Genomic DNA, 17,640 nt, shown 5'->3' with positions numbered 1-17,640 from the left:
ACGCGGAGCGTGGGAACGATCAGCGTGGGAACGATCACAGCTTGGCGATCGACACCTCGGTGGATTTAACGAAGGCAATCACTTCGCTGCCAATCACCAGTTCCAGTTCTTTCACCGAGCGCGTGGTGATCACGGAAGTGACGATGCCGGACGCGGTCTGCACGTCGATTTCCGACAGCACGTCGCCTTCGACGATTTCCTTGATGGTGCCTTTGAACTGGTTACGCACGTTGATGGCTTTAATAGTCATGGTCGTTCTTCCTGTGTAAGACAAGTGAGTTATTGAGCCCAACGCAATTGCGTAGGCAGCGGTGAAACAGGTTCGGGTTCCGGCGGGGTGCCGGGCAGCGACAACACACGGTTAAGCACTTCGGTTTCCAGCGCCGCCAGGCGGTGGGAGCCACGCACCCGCGGGCGGGGGAGTTCCACGTGCAGGTCGAGGCCGATTTCGCCGTCTTCGATCAGGATCACCCGGTCGGCAATGGCCACGGCTTCGCTGACGTCGTGGGTCACCAGCAACACGGTGAAGCCGTGCTTCTGCCAGAGGTTCTCGATCAGTTGCTGCATCTCGATCCGGGTCAGGGCATCCAGGGCCCCCAGCGGTTCGTCCAGCAGCAACAGGCGTGGCTGGTGGATCAAGGCGCGGGCCAGGGCCACGCGCTGCTTCTGGCCACCGGACAACGCCGCCGGCCACTCATTGGCGCGCTCGGCCAGGCCGACCGCTTCCAGCGCTTCCAGTGCCTGCGGGCGCCAGTTGCCCTTGAGGCCAAGGCCCACGTTGTCGATGATCTTTTTCCACGGCAGCAGGCGCGCTTCCTGGAACATCAACCGCGTGTCTTCAATCGCTTCGCTCAGCGGCGCGGAGCCGGCGAGCAGTTCGCCGCCGCTGGCTTTGTCCAGCCCGGCCAGCAGGCGCAGCAAGGTACTTTTGCCGCAGCCACTGCGGCCCACGACCGCAACGAATTGACCGGCTGGTATGTGCAGGTCGATTTCCTTCAGCACTTCCCGCGTGCCGAAAGCCTTGCGCAACTTGCGTACGGCCAGGGGAATGCCCCGCAGCAGGCGTGGAGGTTGTTGAGCTGTCATGCCGCACCTCCTTTATTCACTTGATAAGCCGGGTGCCAACGCAGCCAGACACGTTCCAGGCCGCGCGCCGCCAGGTCTGCCAATTTGCCGAGGACCGCGTACAGCACGATCGCCAGCACCACTACGTCGGTCTGCAGGAATTCCCGGGCGTTCATCGCCAGGTAGCCGATACCGGAACTGGCGGAGATGGTTTCCGCGACGATCAACGTCAGCCACATAAAACCCAGCGCAAAGCGCACGCCCACCAGAATCGAAGGCAAGGCGCCCGGCAAAATCACTTGGCGAAACAGGCTGAAACCGGACAGGCCATAACTGCGGGCCATTTCCACCAGCGCCGGGTCGACGTTGCGGATGCCGTGGTAAGTGTTGAGGTAGATCGGGAACAGCGTGCCAAGGGCGACCAGGAATATCTTCGCGGTCTCGTCGATGCCGAACCACAGGATCACCAGCGGGATCAGCGCCAGGTGCGGCACGTTGCGGATCATCTGCACCGAGCTGTCCAGCAGGCGTTCACCCCAGGTCGACAGGCCGGTGATAAAGCCCAGGGCCAGGCCGATACTGCCGCCGATCACAAAACCCAGGCCTGCACGCCAGCCACTGATGGCCAGGTGCGTCCAGATTTCGCCGCTGCGCACCAGGCTGATACCCGCTTCGATCACCGCGCTGGGCGCCGGCAGAATACGCGTCGACAACCAGCCGGCCGACACGGACAACTGCCATACCGCCAGCAACAGGATCGGCAGCGCCCAGGGCGCCAATCGATGACTTAATTTTTCAAGGTTCATGGCGGCGCCTCAGCTCTGGGACGCAGCTTTGGGAAGAATGTCGTTGGCGACCATTTCGCCGAACGGGCTGACGTAGCCGGCGCCTTTCGGCAGCTCGGGACGCTCGATGTCCAGATGCGGGAACAGCAACTCGGCCACGCGATACGACTCTTCCAGGTGTGGATAACCGGAGAAGATAAAGGTGTCGATGCCAAGGTCAGCGTATTCCTTCACCCGTGCAGCCACGGTCGGGCCGTCGCCCACCAAGGCAGTGCCGGCTCCGCCACGTACCAGGCCTACACCGGCCCACAGGTTGGGGCTGACTTCCAGGTTGTCGCGACTACCGCCGTGCAAGGCGGCCATGCGTTGCTGGCCTACGGAATCGAAGCGTGACAACGAGGCCTGGGCGCGGGCAATGGTTTCATCGTCCACGTGGGAGATCAGTTTGTCGGCGGCCTGCCAGGCTTCGGCGTTGGTTTCACGCACGATCACATGCAGGCGAATGCCGAAGCGCACGGTACGCCCGAGCTTGGCGGCCTTGGCGCGAACCTGGGCGATCTTTTCCGCCACCGCAGCCGGCGGCTCGCCCCAGGTCAGGACCATTTCCACCTGTTCGGCTGCCAGGTCCTGGGCCGCTTCGGAGGAGCCCCCGAAATACAGCGGCGGACGCGGTTGCTGGATCGGCGGATAGAGCAACTTGGCGCCTTTGACGCTGATGTGCTGGCCGTCGTAATCGACGGTTTCGCCTTCCAGTACGCGGCGCCAGATGCGGGTGAATTCCACCGACGCCTGGTAACGCTCTTCATGGCTCAGGAACAAGCCGTCGCCGGCCAATTCATCCGGGTCGCCACCGGTCACCAGGTTGAACAACGCCCGGCCGCCGGACAGACGATCCAGGGTCGCGGCCTGACGCGCCGCCACCGTCGGGGAAATGATCCCGGGGCGCAGCGCGACAAGGAATTTCAAACGTTGGGTCACCGGGATCAGCGACGCTGCCACCAGCCACGAGTCTTCGCAGGAGCGGCCGGTGGGGATCAGCACCCCGCCGAAGCCAAGGCGGTCGGCCGCCTGGGCCACTTGCTGCAAGTAACCGTGATCAACGGCGCGAGCGCCTTCGGCGGTGCCAAGGTAATGGCCGTCGCCGTGGGTAGGCAGGAACCAGAAAATATTGAGGCTCATGGAGTTGTCTCCTGAAGAAGTCGGATTACGGCGCTTTGGCAACGGCGGCGGGTGGCGTCCAGATCACGTCCTTGATGTTCAAGGGTTTGGGGATCAATTTGAGTTGGTAGAAGCTGTCGGCAATTTTCTGCTGCGCGGCGACCACTTCCGGGGTCAGGAACAGCGCGCCGTAGCCCTGGCGTTTTACCGAGGTCAGGGTGATGTCGGCCGGCAGGCCCAGCAGCGGTGCAACTTGTTCGGTGACTTGCTCCGGGTTGGCCTTGGACCATTCGCCCACGGCGCGCACTTCTTCCACCAATGCCTTGATCACTTCAGGGTGTTTTTCGGCGTAGGGCTTGGTGGCCAGGTAGAACTGATGGTTGTCGGCGATGCCGGTGCCGTCACGCAGGGTGCGGGCTTGCAGTTGTTTCTCGGCGGCCGCCTGGTACGGGTCCCAGATCACCCAGGCATCGACGCTGCCACGCTCGAACGCGGCGCGGGCATCGGCGGGGGGCAGGAATACGGTCTGCACGTCGGTGTATTTCAGGCCGGCATCTTCCAGGGCACGTACCAGCAGGTAGTGCACGTTGGAGCCTTTATTGAGGACGACTTTCTTGCCCTTGAGGTCTTGCACCGATTTGATCGGCGAGTCTTTCGCTACGAGGATCGCTTCGCTGGTCGGCGCTGGTGGTTCGTAGGCGACGTAGACCAGATCGGCACCGGCGGCCTGGGCGAACACCGGTGGCGTTTCACCCGTCACGCCGAAGTCGATGGAACCGACGTTCAGTCCTTCCAGCAGCTGCGGGCCGCCGGGAAACTCCGTCCACTGCACTTGCACGCCCTGCTCGGCCAGGCGCTTTTCCAGCGAGCCCTTGGCCTTGAGCAGCACCAGGGTGCCGTATTTCTGATAGCCGATCCGCAGGGTCTCGGCGGCCTGGGCTTGAACAATGGCGCCGAAGGACACAGCCGCAGCAAACAGTGCGACCAGACCACGACGCAAGATGACAGTGCGCATGGCGCTCTCTCCAAAATACGATGAGGGGGTTGGCTGCACCTGCTTGGCCGTTGGCGGCTGAGTAAGGTGAGTAGTACTTGTTGAATCCAGGTAAAGCTGGGTGAGGCTTAAATGCTCCAGCGAGCACTCAACAAACGTTCATTCAACACATTGGGATCAAGGGGTTTCGGGCGGCGGGCCATGGCGCTGTAGAAGGTTTCCAGGGCCTCGCTCAAACGTTGTTCCAGCACCGGCACCAGTTGCGCCTGGGCACTGCCTTCGCCGTACGCGATCTGGCTGTCTTCGGCGAAAATCCCGTGGAGCAATTCCTGGGCTTTCAGGGCCGACAGCACCGGCTTCAAGGCGTAGTCCACCGCGAGCATGTGGGCGATGCTGCCGCCGGTGGCCATCGGCAATACCACTTTGTGGGCCAGGGCGCGTTCGGGCAGCAGGTCGAGGATGGTTTTCAACGCGCCGGAAAACGAAGCCTTGTACACCGGCGTGGCGATCACCAGGCCGTCGGCGTTTGCCACTTGCTGCAGCAGGTCGATGATTTTCGGGCTGTCGAACCGCGCGTGCAGCAAGTCTTCGGCCGGGAAGTCCCGTATCTGATAACTCACCACTTCCACGCCTTGTTGCTGCAACCAGTTGCGGGTGTGATCCAGCAAGACCCCGGACCGGGAACGTTGGCTGGGGCTACCACCAAGTGTTACGACCAGCATGTAGGCAATTCCTTTGGAAAGTGTCGGCGGTTCGCTATGTGGCGATGGCGCCAAGATGGGACAGACCATATCAGCCAATTTATATATCTATAAATCTTATTTTTTCATTTGTTTATTCTTTAAATGCATATGTCGTCGACTCAATTCCAGGCATAAAAAAAGGCCGTCGAAACGGCCTTAAAACCCCTGCTTTGTGAGACGGTTTACAACTTGAACTCTCTGTTGCTGTCAGGCCGCTATCGCGGGCAAGCCCGCTCCCACAGGGGAATGCTGTCAACTGTGGGAGCGGGCTTGCCCGCGATGGCGATATCAGCCTTAACGATTCGGTTGGGGGGTGAGTCGCAGGTACGGCTTCACCGCCCGGTAACCCTTCGGAAAGCGTTTCTTGATCTCTTCCTCGTCCTTCAGCGACGGCACGATCACCACCTCATCACCATCCTGCCAGTTGGCCGGGGTCGCGACTTTGTGGTTATCGGTCAGTTGCAGCGAGTCGATTACCCGCAGTATTTCGTGGAAGTTGCGCCCGGTGCTGGCCGGGTAGGTGATGGTCAGGCGAATCTTTTTGTTCGGATCGATCACGAACAGCGAACGCACGGTGAGGGTGTCACTGGCATTCGGGTGGATCAGGTCGTACAGATCGGAGACCTTGCGGTCTGCGTCGGCCAGGATCGGGAAGTTGACGATGGTGTTCTGGGTTTCGTTGATGTCTTCGATCCACTTGTGGTGGGAGTCCACCGGGTCCACCGACAGGGCAATGGCCTTGACGCCGCGCTTGGCGAATTCATCTTTGAGCTTGGCGGTGAAACCCAGCTCGGTGGTGCACACCGGGGTGAAGTCCGCCGGGTGGGAAAACAGCACGCCCCAGCTATCGCCCAGCCACTCGTGGAAGCGAATCTTGCCGGCGCTGGAATCCTGTTCAAAGTCGGGGGCGATGTCGCCCAGTCTGAGGCTCATGGTGTGGCTCCTGATGAGTGCTTATGGAGCCCACTGTGCCTGCGTCGCGGATTATTTAAAAAGAATAAATATCGATTTATCTAGACGATAAAGGAATATTAAAAATCTGTTCATTGGACTTGGCGACAGGCGAGGATCAACATCGGCTTCAAGGTTCGAGAAGGCCTTGAGACGCTGTACAAAGAGGGGTTCAGGACGGGCTTGCGGGGGTTGAGCCCGACTTGAAAAGTAAAGCACCCTGCCCGGCGTTGCGCCGGGCAAGGTTTTACGCTCTTACAACAGCGGGATCGAGTAGCTGACGATCAGGCGGTTTTCGTCCTGGTCGCGAGTCGCAACATCGGTACGCCACATTGCGTTTTTCCACGCAACGCCGAGGTTTTTCAGCGGGCCTTCTGGAACAACGTAAGCCAGAGTCAAGTCGCGCTCCCACTCGGTTTTGTCACCGGCGGTAGTTTGAATGTTGCTGCCCTTGAGGTAGACAACACCAGCGGTCAGGCCTGGCAGGCCGACTTTGGCGAAGTCATACGCGTAACGAGCTTGCCAGGTACGTTCGCCAGCACGGGCAAACTTCTGGATCTGCATGTCGGTGGTGGTGCTGTTCGACGAACCGTCACCTTGGTTCAGCCAAGGGAAGTCACTGTCGCCCTTGGTGTACTGGTAACCGCCACCGAAGGTGTGGCCGTTAACCGAGTACAGCGCCAGGTAGCTGTACAGATCGTTGTCAACCTTGCCGCTGGTCGCAGGGCGGGCACCGTCGGTGTAGTAACCCGAGGTGTAGTAGCCAGCGGTATTGGCATTCGCGCCGTTATCGCGGCTGCGGTAGTAACGCAGGTCGCTTTTCAGCACGCCCGGGCCGATTGCCCAGTTGTGTACCAGACCCAGGAAGTTCTGGGAGTAGAAGTCTTTCAGCTCGCCAAAGTAGTACGAAGCGGTCAGATCCTTGGTGATCTTGTAGTCAGCACCGGCGTAGTAGAACTTGTTGCTGAATTTGCCGGTGTCATAGTTGGAGCTTTTGTTCGCGCCAGCAATCGACAGGTTTTCGTTGTTGCTGGAGTTACGGCCCTTGGCGGACTCGATTTGACCAGCAGTCAGAGTCAAGTCTTTGATTTCGTTAGAAACGATCTCGCCGCCTTGGAAGGTCTGAGGCAACAGGCGACCGTCGTTGGTCTTGATCACCGGGTTGTTTGGCTGCAGGGTGCCCAATTTTGCCACGGTCTGGGAGATTTTGACCTTGCCGGTCACACCCAGGCTGGCGAAATCATTGACTGCCTTATTGCCGTCGCTCGGGAACACAGTGCCACCCGAAGCGGTGCCGCTGTAGTTACCGTGATTCGCGCGGCTGGAGTCCAGACGCAGGCCGTACAGGCCAATAGCGTCAACACCGAACTGAACAGTACCTTGGGTGAAACCCGAGATGAAACGCAGATCGAAGCCTTGGCCCCATTCGGCGTTTTTGCTGCGGCTGCTGGCTGTTGGAGCACCATCACGGTTATCCGTGTTGATGTAGAAGTTACGCAGACCCAGTGTTGCCTTGCTGTCTTCGATGAAACCTGCGGCGCCTGCTTGCTGGGCGATTGCACCCAGGGTCACAGCCAACGCCAATGTCGACTTCTTCATGTACCGCTCCTCTCATTTCTAATTTTTGTATTTCTTAGGTCTCGGGTCTGACGCCCTCGATCCACAGATGCGCGATTAGCGCCAGATAGTGACTGACAAGTCAATCGTAACCTTGTGTGTCTACTACCTTCGTCTAACCGCAGTTGATTTGGTCCTTGCAGGGTAATGAGTTTTTCATACACCCAAAAAGAATTGTTTCATCCTTTTTCATACGATTCAGGAATAAGACTGTCCATGGGCTATCAAGCCGAAGAGGCGGTAAAACTCCATTGGGGTATTCCTGAAGAGTATTTCTCCACGCTTTTTTAGATCGTTTTGTATTCCCCAGACGGGTCATACGTCATGCGCGATCAAAAACGCGACGCCATCATGGCCAAATGCCTATCGTCTCGTCAATTTGTTACAGTTTTTGTATCGATGAAACTTTCTTTTGTCATTTCACCGAACCACCTCACCCTAACGGGCGATCATGACGGTTACCGTATCGGCATGTTTCAGAGTATCGGCAGAAATGATGTCACTTTAATGTCGATCGTATCGACAAATCGACAATCCGGCTGGAAGACCGGTCAGCATAGTCGCGATTGAAAAACACGCAGAACTGACAGACGAGAGGTTTGCCCTCTCGTCCAGTCACGCTTACAACGCCTTTTCGAAAATCTTCGAGTTACGCTGATAGTTGTACAGCGACGCCCGCGCCGACGGCAGGCGATCCACCGTACTCGGCACAAACCCACGCTCGCGGAACCAGTGGGCGGTGCGGGTCGTCAGCACGAACAACGTTTTCAAACCCTGGGCCCGGGCACGGGTCTCGATGCGTTCCAGCAGTTCATCACCGCGACCGCCATGACGGTACTCCGGGTTCACTGCCAGGCACGCCAGCTCCCCTGCGTCCGAGTCGGCGATCTGATACAGCGCCGCGCAGGCGATGATCATGCCCTCACGCTCCACCACGCTGAACTGCTCGATTTCCCGCTCCAGCACCTCACGGGAACGACGCACCAGAATCCCCTGTTCTTCCAGCGGGCTGATCAGGTCCAGCAAACCGCCGACGTCTTCAATCGCCGCTTCGCGCACCAGTTCGAACTGCTCCTGGGCCACCAGCGTACCGCCGCCGTCCCGGGTGAACAGTTCGGTCAGCAAGGCACCATCTTCGGCATAACTGACAATATGGCTGCGGCCCACGCCGCCACGGCAAGCTTCAGCCGCCGCGTCCAGCAGCTCGGCCTGGTAATTACTGCCCAGGCGTTGCAGGTGCGCGGGCACCTGTTGCGGCCGCAGTTCACGCACCAGCCGGCCATGTTCATCGATCAAACCAAGATCGGCGCCAAACAGCAGCAATTTGTCCGCGCCCAGGTCAATGGCGGCGCGAGTGGCGACGTCTTCGCAGGCGAGGTTGAAGATTTCACCGGTAGGCGAATAACCCAGCGGCGACAGCAATACGATGGAACGCTCGTCCAGCAGGCGGTTGATGCCCTTGCGGTCGACCCGGCGCACTTCGCCGGTATGGTGATAGTCGACACCTTCAAGCACACCGATCGGGCGCGCCGTCACCAGGTTGCCGCTGGCCACCCGCAGGCGCGAGCCCTGCATCGGCGAGGACGCCATGTCCATGGACAAGCGCGCTTCGATAGCAATGCGCAGATGCCCGACCGCGTCGATCACGCACTCCAGGGTCGCGGCATCGGTGATGCGCAAGCCTTCGTGGTAAGCCGGGGTCAGGCCGCGGGCGGCGAGGCGGGTTTCAATTTGTGGGCGCGACCCATGGACCAGCACCAGCCGCACGCCCAGGCTGTGGAGCAGCACCAGGTCGTGGACGATATTGCCGAAGTTCGGGTGCTCCACACCGTCGCCCGGCAGCATGACGACAAAGGTGCAATCCCGGTGGGCATTGATGTAAGGCGAAGCGTGACGAAGCCAATTGACGTATTCGGGCATAAAACCTGGGCCTGTAATAAAAAGCAGCCAAATAAAGGATGAATCGTGGAAACGCACAGCGGGCTGTTGGTTATCGTCGGAACAGGCTTGGCGACACGCTCGCTCTCCTTCTATGTACGGATAGGCAGGGGTTAATTTATGCAGATGTAAGGCAGTAATGCTGAATCAGTTCCCGCAATAGACGCACTGTAGGCGTCAAGCGTGACATTTCAAGGTACTCGCCGGGCTGATGGGCGCAGGCGATATCGCCAGGGCCAAGCACCAGGGTCTCGCAACCAAGGCGCTGAAGATAAGGCGCTTCGGTGCCGAACGCCACTGCTTCGGCGCGATGACCGGTAAGTCGTTCAGCTACCCGCACCAACTCCGCGTCCTCGGCCTGCTCGAACGGCGGCACTTCGGGGAACAGCGGCGCGTAGTCGATCTTCACCTGATGACGCTCGGCCAAGGGTTCAAGCTTCTGCCGGATGGCGGCGCGCAGCACCTGGGGATCCATGCCCGGCAAGGGCCGCAGGTCGAATTCCAGGGAGCATTGGCCGCAGATGCGGTTGGGGTTGTCGCCACCGTGGATGCAGCCGAAGTTCATGGTCGGCTGCGGCACACTGAATTGCGGATTGCGGTATTCGCGCTGCCAGGCCAGGCGCAGGCCACGCAGTTCGCCAATGGCGTCGTGCATGGCTTCGAGGGCGCTGTGGCCCAGGCTTGGATCGGACGAATGGCCGCTGCGCCCGAGGATATCGATGCGCTCCATCATCACGCCCTTGTGCAGGCGGATCGGTTTGAGGCCAGTCGGCTCGCCGATCACCGCCGCGCGGCCTAAAGGACGGCCCGCCTCGGCCAGCGCCCGGGCGCCGGCCATGGAGCTTTCTTCATCGCAGGTGGCAAGAATCAGCAGCGGTTGCTTGAAAGGCTGGTCGAGCAACGGCTGGACGGCTTCGATCACCAGGGCGAAAAAGCCCTTCATGTCACAGCTGCCCAGTCCTACCCAGCGGCCGTCGACTTCCGTCAGCTTGAGCGGATCGGTCTGCCATAACGCGCCGTCGTAGGGCACGGTGTCACTGTGTCCCGCCAACACCAGGCCGCCAGGGCCGCTGCCGAAACTGGCCAGCAAGTTGAATTTGCCGGGGCTGACCTGCTGGATGTCGCAGGCAAATCCCAGGTCCCCCAGCCAGGTGGCGAGCAAATCGATGACCGGGCGGTTGGATTGGTCGAGAGAGGCCTGGGTACAACTGACCGAAGGCGCGGCAATCAGCGCGGCGAATTGTTCTTTCATGGACGGTAAAGGCATGCGCTGTCTCTCAACTTCCCGGACGAAGCCCATCATAGAGCTATCTGAGTGACACAATAAACCGTTGCGGCGCGTTGCCGGGCTCAGTCCTGTACACTGCACGACCTTGGCAGCCACTCTTTTCCCCGGCTGCGCTCCCGATCCTGGATTTTCCGGCCATGCAGAAAGAAACCGAAATCAAGCTCCGCGTCAGCCGCGAAACCCTCGCCGCGCTGCGTGAGCACCCGTTACTGAAAAAACGCAACAAAAGTGGCTGGGAACGCCGTGAGTTGATGAACCAGTACTTCGACACCCCGGAACGCGACCTGGCCCAGGCCAAAGTGGCCCTGCGCCTGCGCAAAGACGGCGACGAAGTGATCCAGACCCTCAAGACCCGTGGCCAGAGCGTCGCCGGCTTGTCGGAACGCAATGAGTACAACTGGGACTTGGCCAAAGCCAAGCTCGACGTGAAGAAACTCGACGGCGAATGCTGGCCCGAGCAACTGGCCGAGCTGGACAAAAAGACCCTCAAACCCATCTTCACCACCGATTTCGTTCGCGAACGCGCCGAAATCGCCTGGGGCCGCGGCAAGGCCAAGGTCGTGATCGAAGCCGCCCTGGACCTGGGCCACGTGGTCGCCGGCAAGCAGAAAGAAGAAATCTGCGAGCTGGAACTGGAACTGCGCGAAGGCGATCCGGCCGCCCTGCTGGAGTTGGCCGCAGAACTGGCCTCCACCCTGGCACTGATGCCATGCGATATCAGCAAGGCCGAGCGTGGCTATCGCCTGTTTGACGCCAACAGCTATTCCTTGAGCTTGCCGGCACCTGTGCTGCACGCCGAAATGCCGCTGGACGACGCGTTTGCCGCCGTGATGTGGCACCTGTTGGGCAGCAGCCAGCGCCTGGCCGAGCAATACCGTTTCAATGGCCACTGGCGTCTGCTGCAGGACTGGGTGGAAAACCTCGGCGAACTGCGTGCTCTGCTCGGCAGTCTCGGCCAGGCCGCGCCACGCCAATCCACCAGCGAACTGCGCGCCGCACTGGACGCCTTGCTGGAAGACTGGCGTCCGCTGGTTCAGGCCGGTGACGACGATGAAGACATCCGCAAAGCCGCGCCGGAACAGTTCGCCGAAGAACTGGAAGACGTGCGCTGGGGCCTGTTCTCGCTGACCACTTCCCGCTGGCTGCTGGCTCGTACCTGGGCGGCGGATCGCAACGTGCGTGGCAATCGCCAAGGCGCGGCACAGCTCGCCAACTGGCTACCTCGCCTGTTGGCCGACGACGCCGTCGCCCTGCAACTGCCGCGCTACCAGCAACAGCCGGAAGACCTGGCCGAGCAACTGCCGCGTATCGAACGCATCCTGGCCTGGCTGCACCATGCACGCCAGGTGCTGGATATCGCCGAGCTGGACCGTCTGTATGGCGAGTTGAACAAGCTGGCGCACCTTGCCAATCAGCCGATTACCGATGAGTCGCTGGATGCGCGGATGCATCAGGCGATTGCGGTGTATCAGAATCGCGCCTGGAAGACCCTGCTGCGCCTGTAAAACCCTTGTGGCGAGGGAGCTTGCTCCCTTGCCACTAAAATCAGGCCATGACAACTATCAGCGCAACACCGGCAAACTCGTGGTGGACTTGATCTCCGACAAGGCCACTATCGAGTTGACCTCCTGAATCCCCGGCACCATCGAGAGTTTTTCGAAGAAAAACCGCTCATACGCTTCAATGTCCGACGTGACGATCCGCAGTAAAAAGTCCACCGCCCCCATCAGCACATAGCACTCCAACACTTCCGGAAAACCGCGAATCGCCTCGGTGAACTCAGTGAAGTTGGAACGGCCGTGGGCGTTGAGTTTCACCTCGGCGAAAATCTGCGTGTTGAGGCCGATTTTCTTACGATCCAGCAAGGTAACCTGGCCGCGAATCACGCCCTCCTCTTTCAGCCGCTGAATCCTGCGCCAGCAGGGCGATTGCGACAGGCCGACCTGTTCGGCAATCTGCGCGCTGGAAAGCGAAGCGTCCTCCTGCAACAGCGCCAGGATGCGCCGGTCGTACAGGTCCAACTCACTGTGCATAGAAATACCCGTTAATCGTACTTTCTGGAATCAGATGATTCCCTTATAAGCCAATACGGGCTTTTTTAGATAAGAAATCTCCCGCACCGAATGTAAAAATTTCTCCAGTCGAATCCGGAGAATCATCATGCACGTCGTCGAATCCGCCAACCCCGCCCCACGTGTCGATGCCTGGGCCGTTAGCAACGCTCACTGCCAGGCGCACTATCAAATCCTCGCCGAGGCTGAACCCGATGTGTTGTGCCGGGTGCTCAACTATTTTGCCCTGCAGTTCCTGGTTCCTCGCCAGGTGAACGTGCAGCGCGAAGACGACCTGCTGGCGATCGATATCGTGATGGATGGCCTGAGCTGGCACCGGGCCCAGGTGATCGGCGAAAAACTTCGTAACCTGATCAATGTGTGCTCGCTGGAACTGCACCCGGCTGATGCTGTGCGGTCTCTGGCGGTGCAGGCGGCCAGTCAGTAAAAGCCTGTAATAAACCCTGGAGGCCGACGCGCAAAGGGTGACTAGCCTGAGGACTACGCCTAATCGTTGCCCAGGAACGTCACCATGCCCGTTGCGCCAAATACCCAGGATCGCTGGCTGGAAATCCACCAGCTGCTACCTGCCTTGATCGACCAGGGCCTGGTGCCCGCCGACCTGACCGTACCGGCAAACAGCGGGCTGCATCCCCTGGAATGCATTGCCGGCTCGGGGCCGCCGCTGGAAATCCTGACCGAATGGCTGGCCCGTCACTGCGGGCAGCCTTACCTGCGTATCGACCCGTTGAAAATCGATGTCGCGGCGGTGGTGCCGCTGATGTCCTACGCCTTTGCCCAGCGCCACAAAATCCTGGCGGTTGCGGTCGACGCCCACAGCGTTACCGTCGCCAGTGCCCAGCCTTACGTGAGCAGTTGGGAAGCGGGCCTGGCTCAAGTGTTGAAGCGTTCCATCAGGCGAGTGGTGGCCAACCCCCAGGATATCCAGCGCTGCACCGTGGAGTTTTACCGGTTGGCAAAATCGGTCAGCGGTGCGGTTGATCAAAAAACATCCGGCGCTCCCAACATCGAGCAACTGCTCAACCTCGGCGCCAGCGACCAGGAACCCGACGCCAACGACGCGCACATCGTCAACATCGTCGACTGGCTGCTGCAATACGCCTTCGGCCAACGGGCCAGTGATATCCATATCGAACCCGGACGCGATCAGGGCCATGTGCGTTTCCGTATTGATGGGCTGCTGCACGACGTCTATCAGTTCCCATCCCAGGTCATGATGGCGGTGGTCAGCCGCCTGAAAAGTCTCGGCCGGATGAACGTGGCGGAAAAACGCAAACCCCAGGACGGCCGGGTGAAGACCAAAAGCCCGGCGGGCGGCGAAGTGGAACTGCGTCTTTCGACCTTGCCCACAGCCTTCGGTGAAAAACTGGTGATGCGCATTTTTGACCCACAGGTGCTACACAAGGACTTCCAGCAACTGGGGCTCTCCGACGACGACCTGCAACGCTGGCAGTCCATGACCGGCCAGGCCAACGGCATCATTCTGGTCACGGGCCCCACGGGCTCGGGCAAGACCAGTACCCTGTACACCACGCTCAAGCAACTGGCCACCCGCGAGGTCAACCTGTGCACCGTCGAAGACCCGATCGAGATGGTCGAGCCGGCCTTCAACCAGATGCAGGTCCAGCACAACATCGACCTGACCTTCGCCAGCGGCATCCGCGCCCTGATGCGCCAGGATCCGGACATCATCATGATCGGCGAGATTCGCGACCTGGAGACCGCAGAAATGGCGATCCAGGCCGCCCTGACCGGGCACCTGGTGCTGTCGACACTCCACACCAACGACGCACCCGGCGCCATCAGCCGCCTGCAGGAACTGGGTATTCCCCATTACCTGATCAATGCGACGTTGCTGGGGGTGATGGCCCAGCGCCTGGTGCGGCTGTTATGCCCGCACTGCAAGCGACCCAGCGGGCAGGTCTATCAGGCAGTGGGTTGCGGGGACTGTCGGGAAAGTGGTTACCGAGGGCGAGCCGGGATCTACGAGATCATGCTGATGAACGACCGCCTCAAGGCGCTGGTCACCCCGGGCACTGACCTTCAGGTCCTGCGTCACGCGGCCCTTGACCAAGGAATGTGCAGCTTGCGGTCTGCCGGTACGCGCAAGGTAATGGCAGGGCTGACGACCCTGGAAGAAGTACTGCGAGTGACGCCTGGGGATTCAGAAACAAATCCTTTGATTGATGGGCCGGTAAACCGTCCTTATCCCTGACAACACCGTTACAATCGGTTAAACCTCGCGTTACCGCCAACACCAGATAGGGAATCGTTATGCAGATCGGAACCGTACTGCTTCTTTTCGTAGGCTTGGCCGTCGCCATCCTCTTCATGGGTTTCAAAGTGGTCCCCCAGGGTTACCAGTGGACGGTCGAGCGCTTCGGCCGCTACACCAACACCCTCAAACCGGGCCTCAACATCATTATTCCGGTCATGGACCGCATCGGTCGCAAAATCAACGTGATGGAAAGCGTGCTGGATATTCCACCCCAGGAAGTCATCACCGCCGACAACGCCACGGTGCAGATCGACGCCGTGTGCTTCTTCCAGGTGGTCAATACCGCCCAGGCCGCCTACGAGGTGAACAACCTCGAACACGCCATCCGCAACCTGCTGCAAACCAACATCCGTACCGTGCTCGGCTCCATGGAGCTGGATGCGATGCTCAGCCAGCGTGACGGCATCAACGAAAAACTGCTGCGCACCGTCGATGAAGCTACCGCACCGTGGGGCATCAAGATCACCCGGATCGAGATCAAGGACATCAGCCCGCCTGCCGACCTGATGGCTGCCATGTCCGGCCAGATGAAGGCCGAGCGGATCAAGCGTGCACAGATCCTCGAAGCCGAAGGCCTGCGAGCCTCCGCAATCCTGACCGCCGAAGGCAAGAAGCAGGCGCAGATCCTGGAAGCTGAAGGTGGTCGTCAGGCCGCCTTCCTGGAATCCGAAGCCCGCGAACGTCAGGCTGAAGCTGAAGCCCGCGCCACTCAAGTGGTATCCGAAGCGATCGCCACCGGTAACGTGCAAGCCATCAACTACTTTGTCGCCCAGAAATACATCGACGCACTGGGCAAGCTGGCATCGGCCAACAACAGCAAGGTGATCCTGATGCCGCTGGAAGCCAGCCAGGTGATTGGTGCGGTCGGGGGCATCGGCGAGATCGTCAAGGCAACCTTCGACAACAAGAAAGCCTGAGGCACGCACCATGTGGGAATTCCTGCAGCACCTGTCGTTTTGGGACTGGCTGGCACTGGGCACGGTGCTGTTGATCCTTGAAGTGTTCGGTGCCGGTGGTTATCTGCTGTGGATGGGCATTGCTGCAGCAGCTGTAGGCGTGATCAAGTTCCTGATCCCGAACCTGGGCCTTGAATGGCAACTGCTGTTGTTCGCGGTGTTGTCGATCCTGACGGCGGTGTACTGGTGGCGACGCCAGCGCAGCAGCGCCAAGGTCAGCGACCAGCCGGGGCTGAACATGCGCGGTTCTGAGCTGATCGGCCGCACCTTTGTGGTGCATCAGGCCATTATCGAGGGCCGGGGCAAGATCAAGGTTGGCGACGGCGTGTGGATGGCTTCCGGGCCTGACGCGCCAGTTGGGGCACACGTACGTGTCATTGGTCAGGAAGGCGTGATTTTGCAGGTTGAAACTGTTTAGTCATCCATGGAACTCGGCTGGGCTATCTACAATCAAACTGTTCAGATAACCCAGTCGGAGTCACCCATCATGCGTCTAAAATATGCTGTCGCAACCCTCGCTGTGCTTTCCCTTCCTGTCGGTTCAGCCATGGCCGACAGCTTCTGGCGTAATGTCATCTCATCGGGTGCCACGACCGGCTCGACGTACCTGACCTTCAAGGACCACAAAATGGTAGTCGCCGCTCAAGACGACGCCGGTAGCTTCGTTGCCAGCGACGGCAGCATCCGTGGCCCTTACCTGGAAGCTGCGATGCAGAAGGTCCGCGCCGATAACCCTGGCCTCAAGGCCACGGACATGGACCTGGCCAACGCGATCCTGGCGAAAAACGCCATTGCCTCCGAGTAATACCGTCGCGTAAAAAATGCCGCTCTTCGAGAGCGGCTTTTTTTTGCCCAGACTTCCTACACCCGACATTGGCGATTCAACATTCGAACAGGAAAAGTCCTGTCGAGCTGCCTGCGCGCCCGGCAACAAGCTATCGATTCCCTTTAGACCGAGTGAATCGATGACCATGCAAAAACTCTCTTACGCCCTGATACTCGCCGCCATTGCCGCCCCGTATGCCCAGGCAGAAGGCTGGTACGGGTCGGCAAAGCTCAACAGCGCCCGTCAGAATCTCTCAAGTTCCCTGTTGACCAGCCCGCGGGTAACCCACCGGGTAGAGGCGCCTGACAGCAGCAAGACATTCACCGGTTCATTTGCCGTCGGTTATGCCTTGGCTGATGGCTGGCGCCTTGAAGGTGAATACACCACGCCCAGCCACTCGAACTCCAAATCCCATTGGGCACCGTTCAATGCCAACGTCAACAGCCTGCAGACCGACAGCCAGCGCTTGATGCTAAACGGTTATAAAAATATCCCGATCAATGAATGGCTGTCGTTCTACGGTATGGCGGGGGTGGGCCTGGCCCAAATTGACGCCAAGGGTTATCAGACCAACGAAACCCGTCGCTTCGCCAGCCATCGCCAACACAACTTCGCCTACAGCGTGGGCCTGGGGCTGGATGCCAAGGTCAGCGAAACCCTGACCCTGGGCACCGGCTGGCGTTACGTGGACATGGGCCGGATCGAAACCGGCTACAACACCTTCGCCAACCGGATAAATGCCCTGGACGAACAGCTCAAAGGCAAGCTCAAGGAACAGAATGTGTTTCTTGAGGCACGCGTCGCCTTCTGACACCGATGCTGAAAATGCCGCTCCCAAGGCGGCATTTTTGTTTAAGGGGGGGACGATTCATTCACAGATGACAGGCTATATTCAGTCGAGCCGTGCAACCATGCCCGGCATTGATATGCTTTTTTCTCATCGCCTTCTGAAACGGATGCCTTCAACGT

19 protein-coding genes are annotated in these 17,640 nt (G+C 59.7%); 8 read left to right on the top strand and 11 right to left on the bottom strand.

Annotation, left to right across the window (positions count from 1 at the left end):
• Positions 1–34 precede the first annotated feature (34 nt).
• The 8 genes from K0H47_RS23565 to K0H47_RS23530 all read right to left on the bottom strand — a co-directional run bounded on the left by K0H47_RS23565 (position 35) and on the right by K0H47_RS23530 (position 7,295).
• Positions 35–250: a molybdopterin-binding protein gene (locus K0H47_RS23565; protein ID WP_003213899.1), complete on the bottom strand. Its 216-nt coding sequence runs from the start codon at positions 248–250 to the stop codon at positions 35–37.
• 29 nt (positions 251–279) lie between these two features.
• Positions 280–1,086 carry an aliphatic sulfonates ABC transporter ATP-binding protein gene (gene ssuB / locus K0H47_RS23560; RefSeq protein WP_219273732.1) on the bottom strand — a complete coding sequence of 269 codons (807 nt, stop codon included), beginning with the start codon at positions 1,084–1,086 and terminating at the stop codon, positions 280–282.
• Positions 1,083–1,871 (bottom strand): aliphatic sulfonate ABC transporter permease SsuC, encoded by a 789-nt coding sequence (ssuC, locus tag K0H47_RS23555; RefSeq protein ID WP_010167854.1) that lies wholly within the window; start codon positions 1,869–1,871, stop codon positions 1,083–1,085. Before ssuC ends, ssuB begins: the two co-directional genes overlap by 4 nt.
• Before the next feature lie 9 nt (positions 1,872–1,880).
• On the bottom strand, positions 1,881–3,029 hold the full coding sequence (gene ssuD / locus K0H47_RS23550; RefSeq protein WP_010167857.1) for an FMNH2-dependent alkanesulfonate monooxygenase: 1,149 nt from the start codon (positions 3,027–3,029) through the stop codon (positions 1,881–1,883).
• A gap of 25 nt (positions 3,030–3,054) precedes the next feature.
• The gene (locus tag K0H47_RS23545) at positions 3,055–4,023 is read right to left on the bottom strand and encodes a sulfonate ABC transporter substrate-binding protein (RefSeq protein ID WP_219273731.1); all 969 of its coding nucleotides are present in this window, start codon (positions 4,021–4,023) and stop codon (positions 3,055–3,057) included.
• Between the two features lie 107 nt (positions 4,024–4,130).
• Complete coding sequence (ssuE, locus tag K0H47_RS23540; RefSeq protein ID WP_017476595.1) at positions 4,131–4,724, bottom strand: NADPH-dependent FMN reductase; 594 nt, start codon at positions 4,722–4,724, stop codon at positions 4,131–4,133.
• 315 nt (positions 4,725–5,039) lie between these two features.
• Positions 5,040–5,678 (bottom strand): peroxiredoxin, encoded by a 639-nt coding sequence (locus tag K0H47_RS23535; RefSeq protein WP_003213910.1) that lies wholly within the window; start codon positions 5,676–5,678, stop codon positions 5,040–5,042.
• A 273-nt stretch (positions 5,679–5,951) separates the two neighbouring features.
• Positions 5,952–7,295: an OprD family porin gene (locus tag K0H47_RS23530; RefSeq protein WP_177025629.1), complete on the bottom strand. Its 1,344-nt coding sequence runs from the start codon at positions 7,293–7,295 to the stop codon at positions 5,952–5,954.
• A 342-nt stretch (positions 7,296–7,637) separates the two neighbouring features.
• Here K0H47_RS23530 and K0H47_RS23525 point away from each other — a divergent pair, with 342 nt between their 5' ends.
• The gene (locus K0H47_RS23525; protein ID WP_148666938.1) at positions 7,638–7,883 is read left to right on the top strand and encodes a hypothetical protein; all 246 of its coding nucleotides are present in this window, start codon (positions 7,638–7,640) and stop codon (positions 7,881–7,883) included.
• Between the two features lie 51 nt (positions 7,884–7,934).
• On the opposite strand, the gene argA is transcribed toward K0H47_RS23525, so the two are convergent.
• Positions 7,935–9,233, bottom strand: a complete 1,299-nt coding sequence (gene argA, locus K0H47_RS23520; protein WP_010167865.1) for an amino-acid N-acetyltransferase — start codon at positions 9,231–9,233, stop codon at positions 7,935–7,937.
• Positions 9,234–9,369: 136 nt separating this feature from the next.
• Positions 9,370–10,518, bottom strand: a complete 1,149-nt coding sequence (gene argE, locus K0H47_RS23515; RefSeq protein WP_026077852.1) for an acetylornithine deacetylase — start codon at positions 10,516–10,518, stop codon at positions 9,370–9,372.
• A 158-nt stretch (positions 10,519–10,676) separates the two neighbouring features.
• Here argE and K0H47_RS23510 point away from each other — a divergent pair, with 158 nt between their 5' ends.
• Positions 10,677–12,044, top strand: coding sequence for an inorganic triphosphatase (locus tag K0H47_RS23510; protein ID WP_218263057.1), 1,368 nt, complete (start codon positions 10,677–10,679; stop codon positions 12,042–12,044).
• A gap of 57 nt (positions 12,045–12,101) precedes the next feature.
• Here K0H47_RS23510 and K0H47_RS23505 read toward each other — a convergent pair whose 3' ends face one another.
• Complete coding sequence (locus K0H47_RS23505) at positions 12,102–12,572, bottom strand: Lrp/AsnC family transcriptional regulator (protein WP_063026401.1); 471 nt, start codon at positions 12,570–12,572, stop codon at positions 12,102–12,104.
• Positions 12,573–12,699: 127 nt separating this feature from the next.
• Here K0H47_RS23505 and K0H47_RS23500 point away from each other — a divergent pair, with 127 nt between their 5' ends.
• The 6 genes from K0H47_RS23500 to K0H47_RS23475 all read left to right on the top strand — a co-directional run bounded on the left by K0H47_RS23500 (position 12,700) and on the right by K0H47_RS23475 (position 17,482).
• Entirely contained in the window at positions 12,700–13,038 is a 339-nt protein-coding gene (locus K0H47_RS23500; RefSeq protein WP_093203901.1) for a hypothetical protein, read from the top strand.
• Positions 13,039–13,122: 84 nt separating this feature from the next.
• Complete coding sequence (locus K0H47_RS23495) at positions 13,123–14,826, top strand: GspE/PulE family protein (protein WP_093203897.1); 1,704 nt, start codon at positions 13,123–13,125, stop codon at positions 14,824–14,826.
• A gap of 59 nt (positions 14,827–14,885) precedes the next feature.
• Positions 14,886–15,806 carry an SPFH domain-containing protein gene (locus tag K0H47_RS23490; protein WP_003213925.1) on the top strand — a complete coding sequence of 307 codons (921 nt, stop codon included), beginning with the start codon at positions 14,886–14,888 and terminating at the stop codon, positions 15,804–15,806.
• 10 nt (positions 15,807–15,816) lie between these two features.
• On the top strand, positions 15,817–16,263 hold the full coding sequence (locus K0H47_RS23485) for an NfeD family protein (RefSeq protein WP_017476600.1): 447 nt from the start codon (positions 15,817–15,819) through the stop codon (positions 16,261–16,263).
• A gap of 69 nt (positions 16,264–16,332) precedes the next feature.
• Entirely contained in the window at positions 16,333–16,650 is a 318-nt protein-coding gene (locus tag K0H47_RS23480; RefSeq protein ID WP_010167882.1) for a DUF2388 domain-containing protein, read from the top strand.
• Between the two features lie 160 nt (positions 16,651–16,810).
• Positions 16,811–17,482 (top strand): outer membrane protein, encoded by a 672-nt coding sequence (locus K0H47_RS23475; RefSeq protein ID WP_219273730.1) that lies wholly within the window; start codon positions 16,811–16,813, stop codon positions 17,480–17,482.
• Positions 17,483–17,640: the final 158 nt, after the last annotated feature.

This window comes from Pseudomonas sp. Xaverov 83 (assembly GCF_019352905.1).
Taxonomy (GTDB): domain Bacteria; phylum Pseudomonadota; class Gammaproteobacteria; order Pseudomonadales; family Pseudomonadaceae; genus Aquipseudomonas; species Aquipseudomonas yamanorum.
Note: the sequence above shows the minus strand (reverse complement) of the source record. Positions and strands in the feature narration are given on the sequence as shown.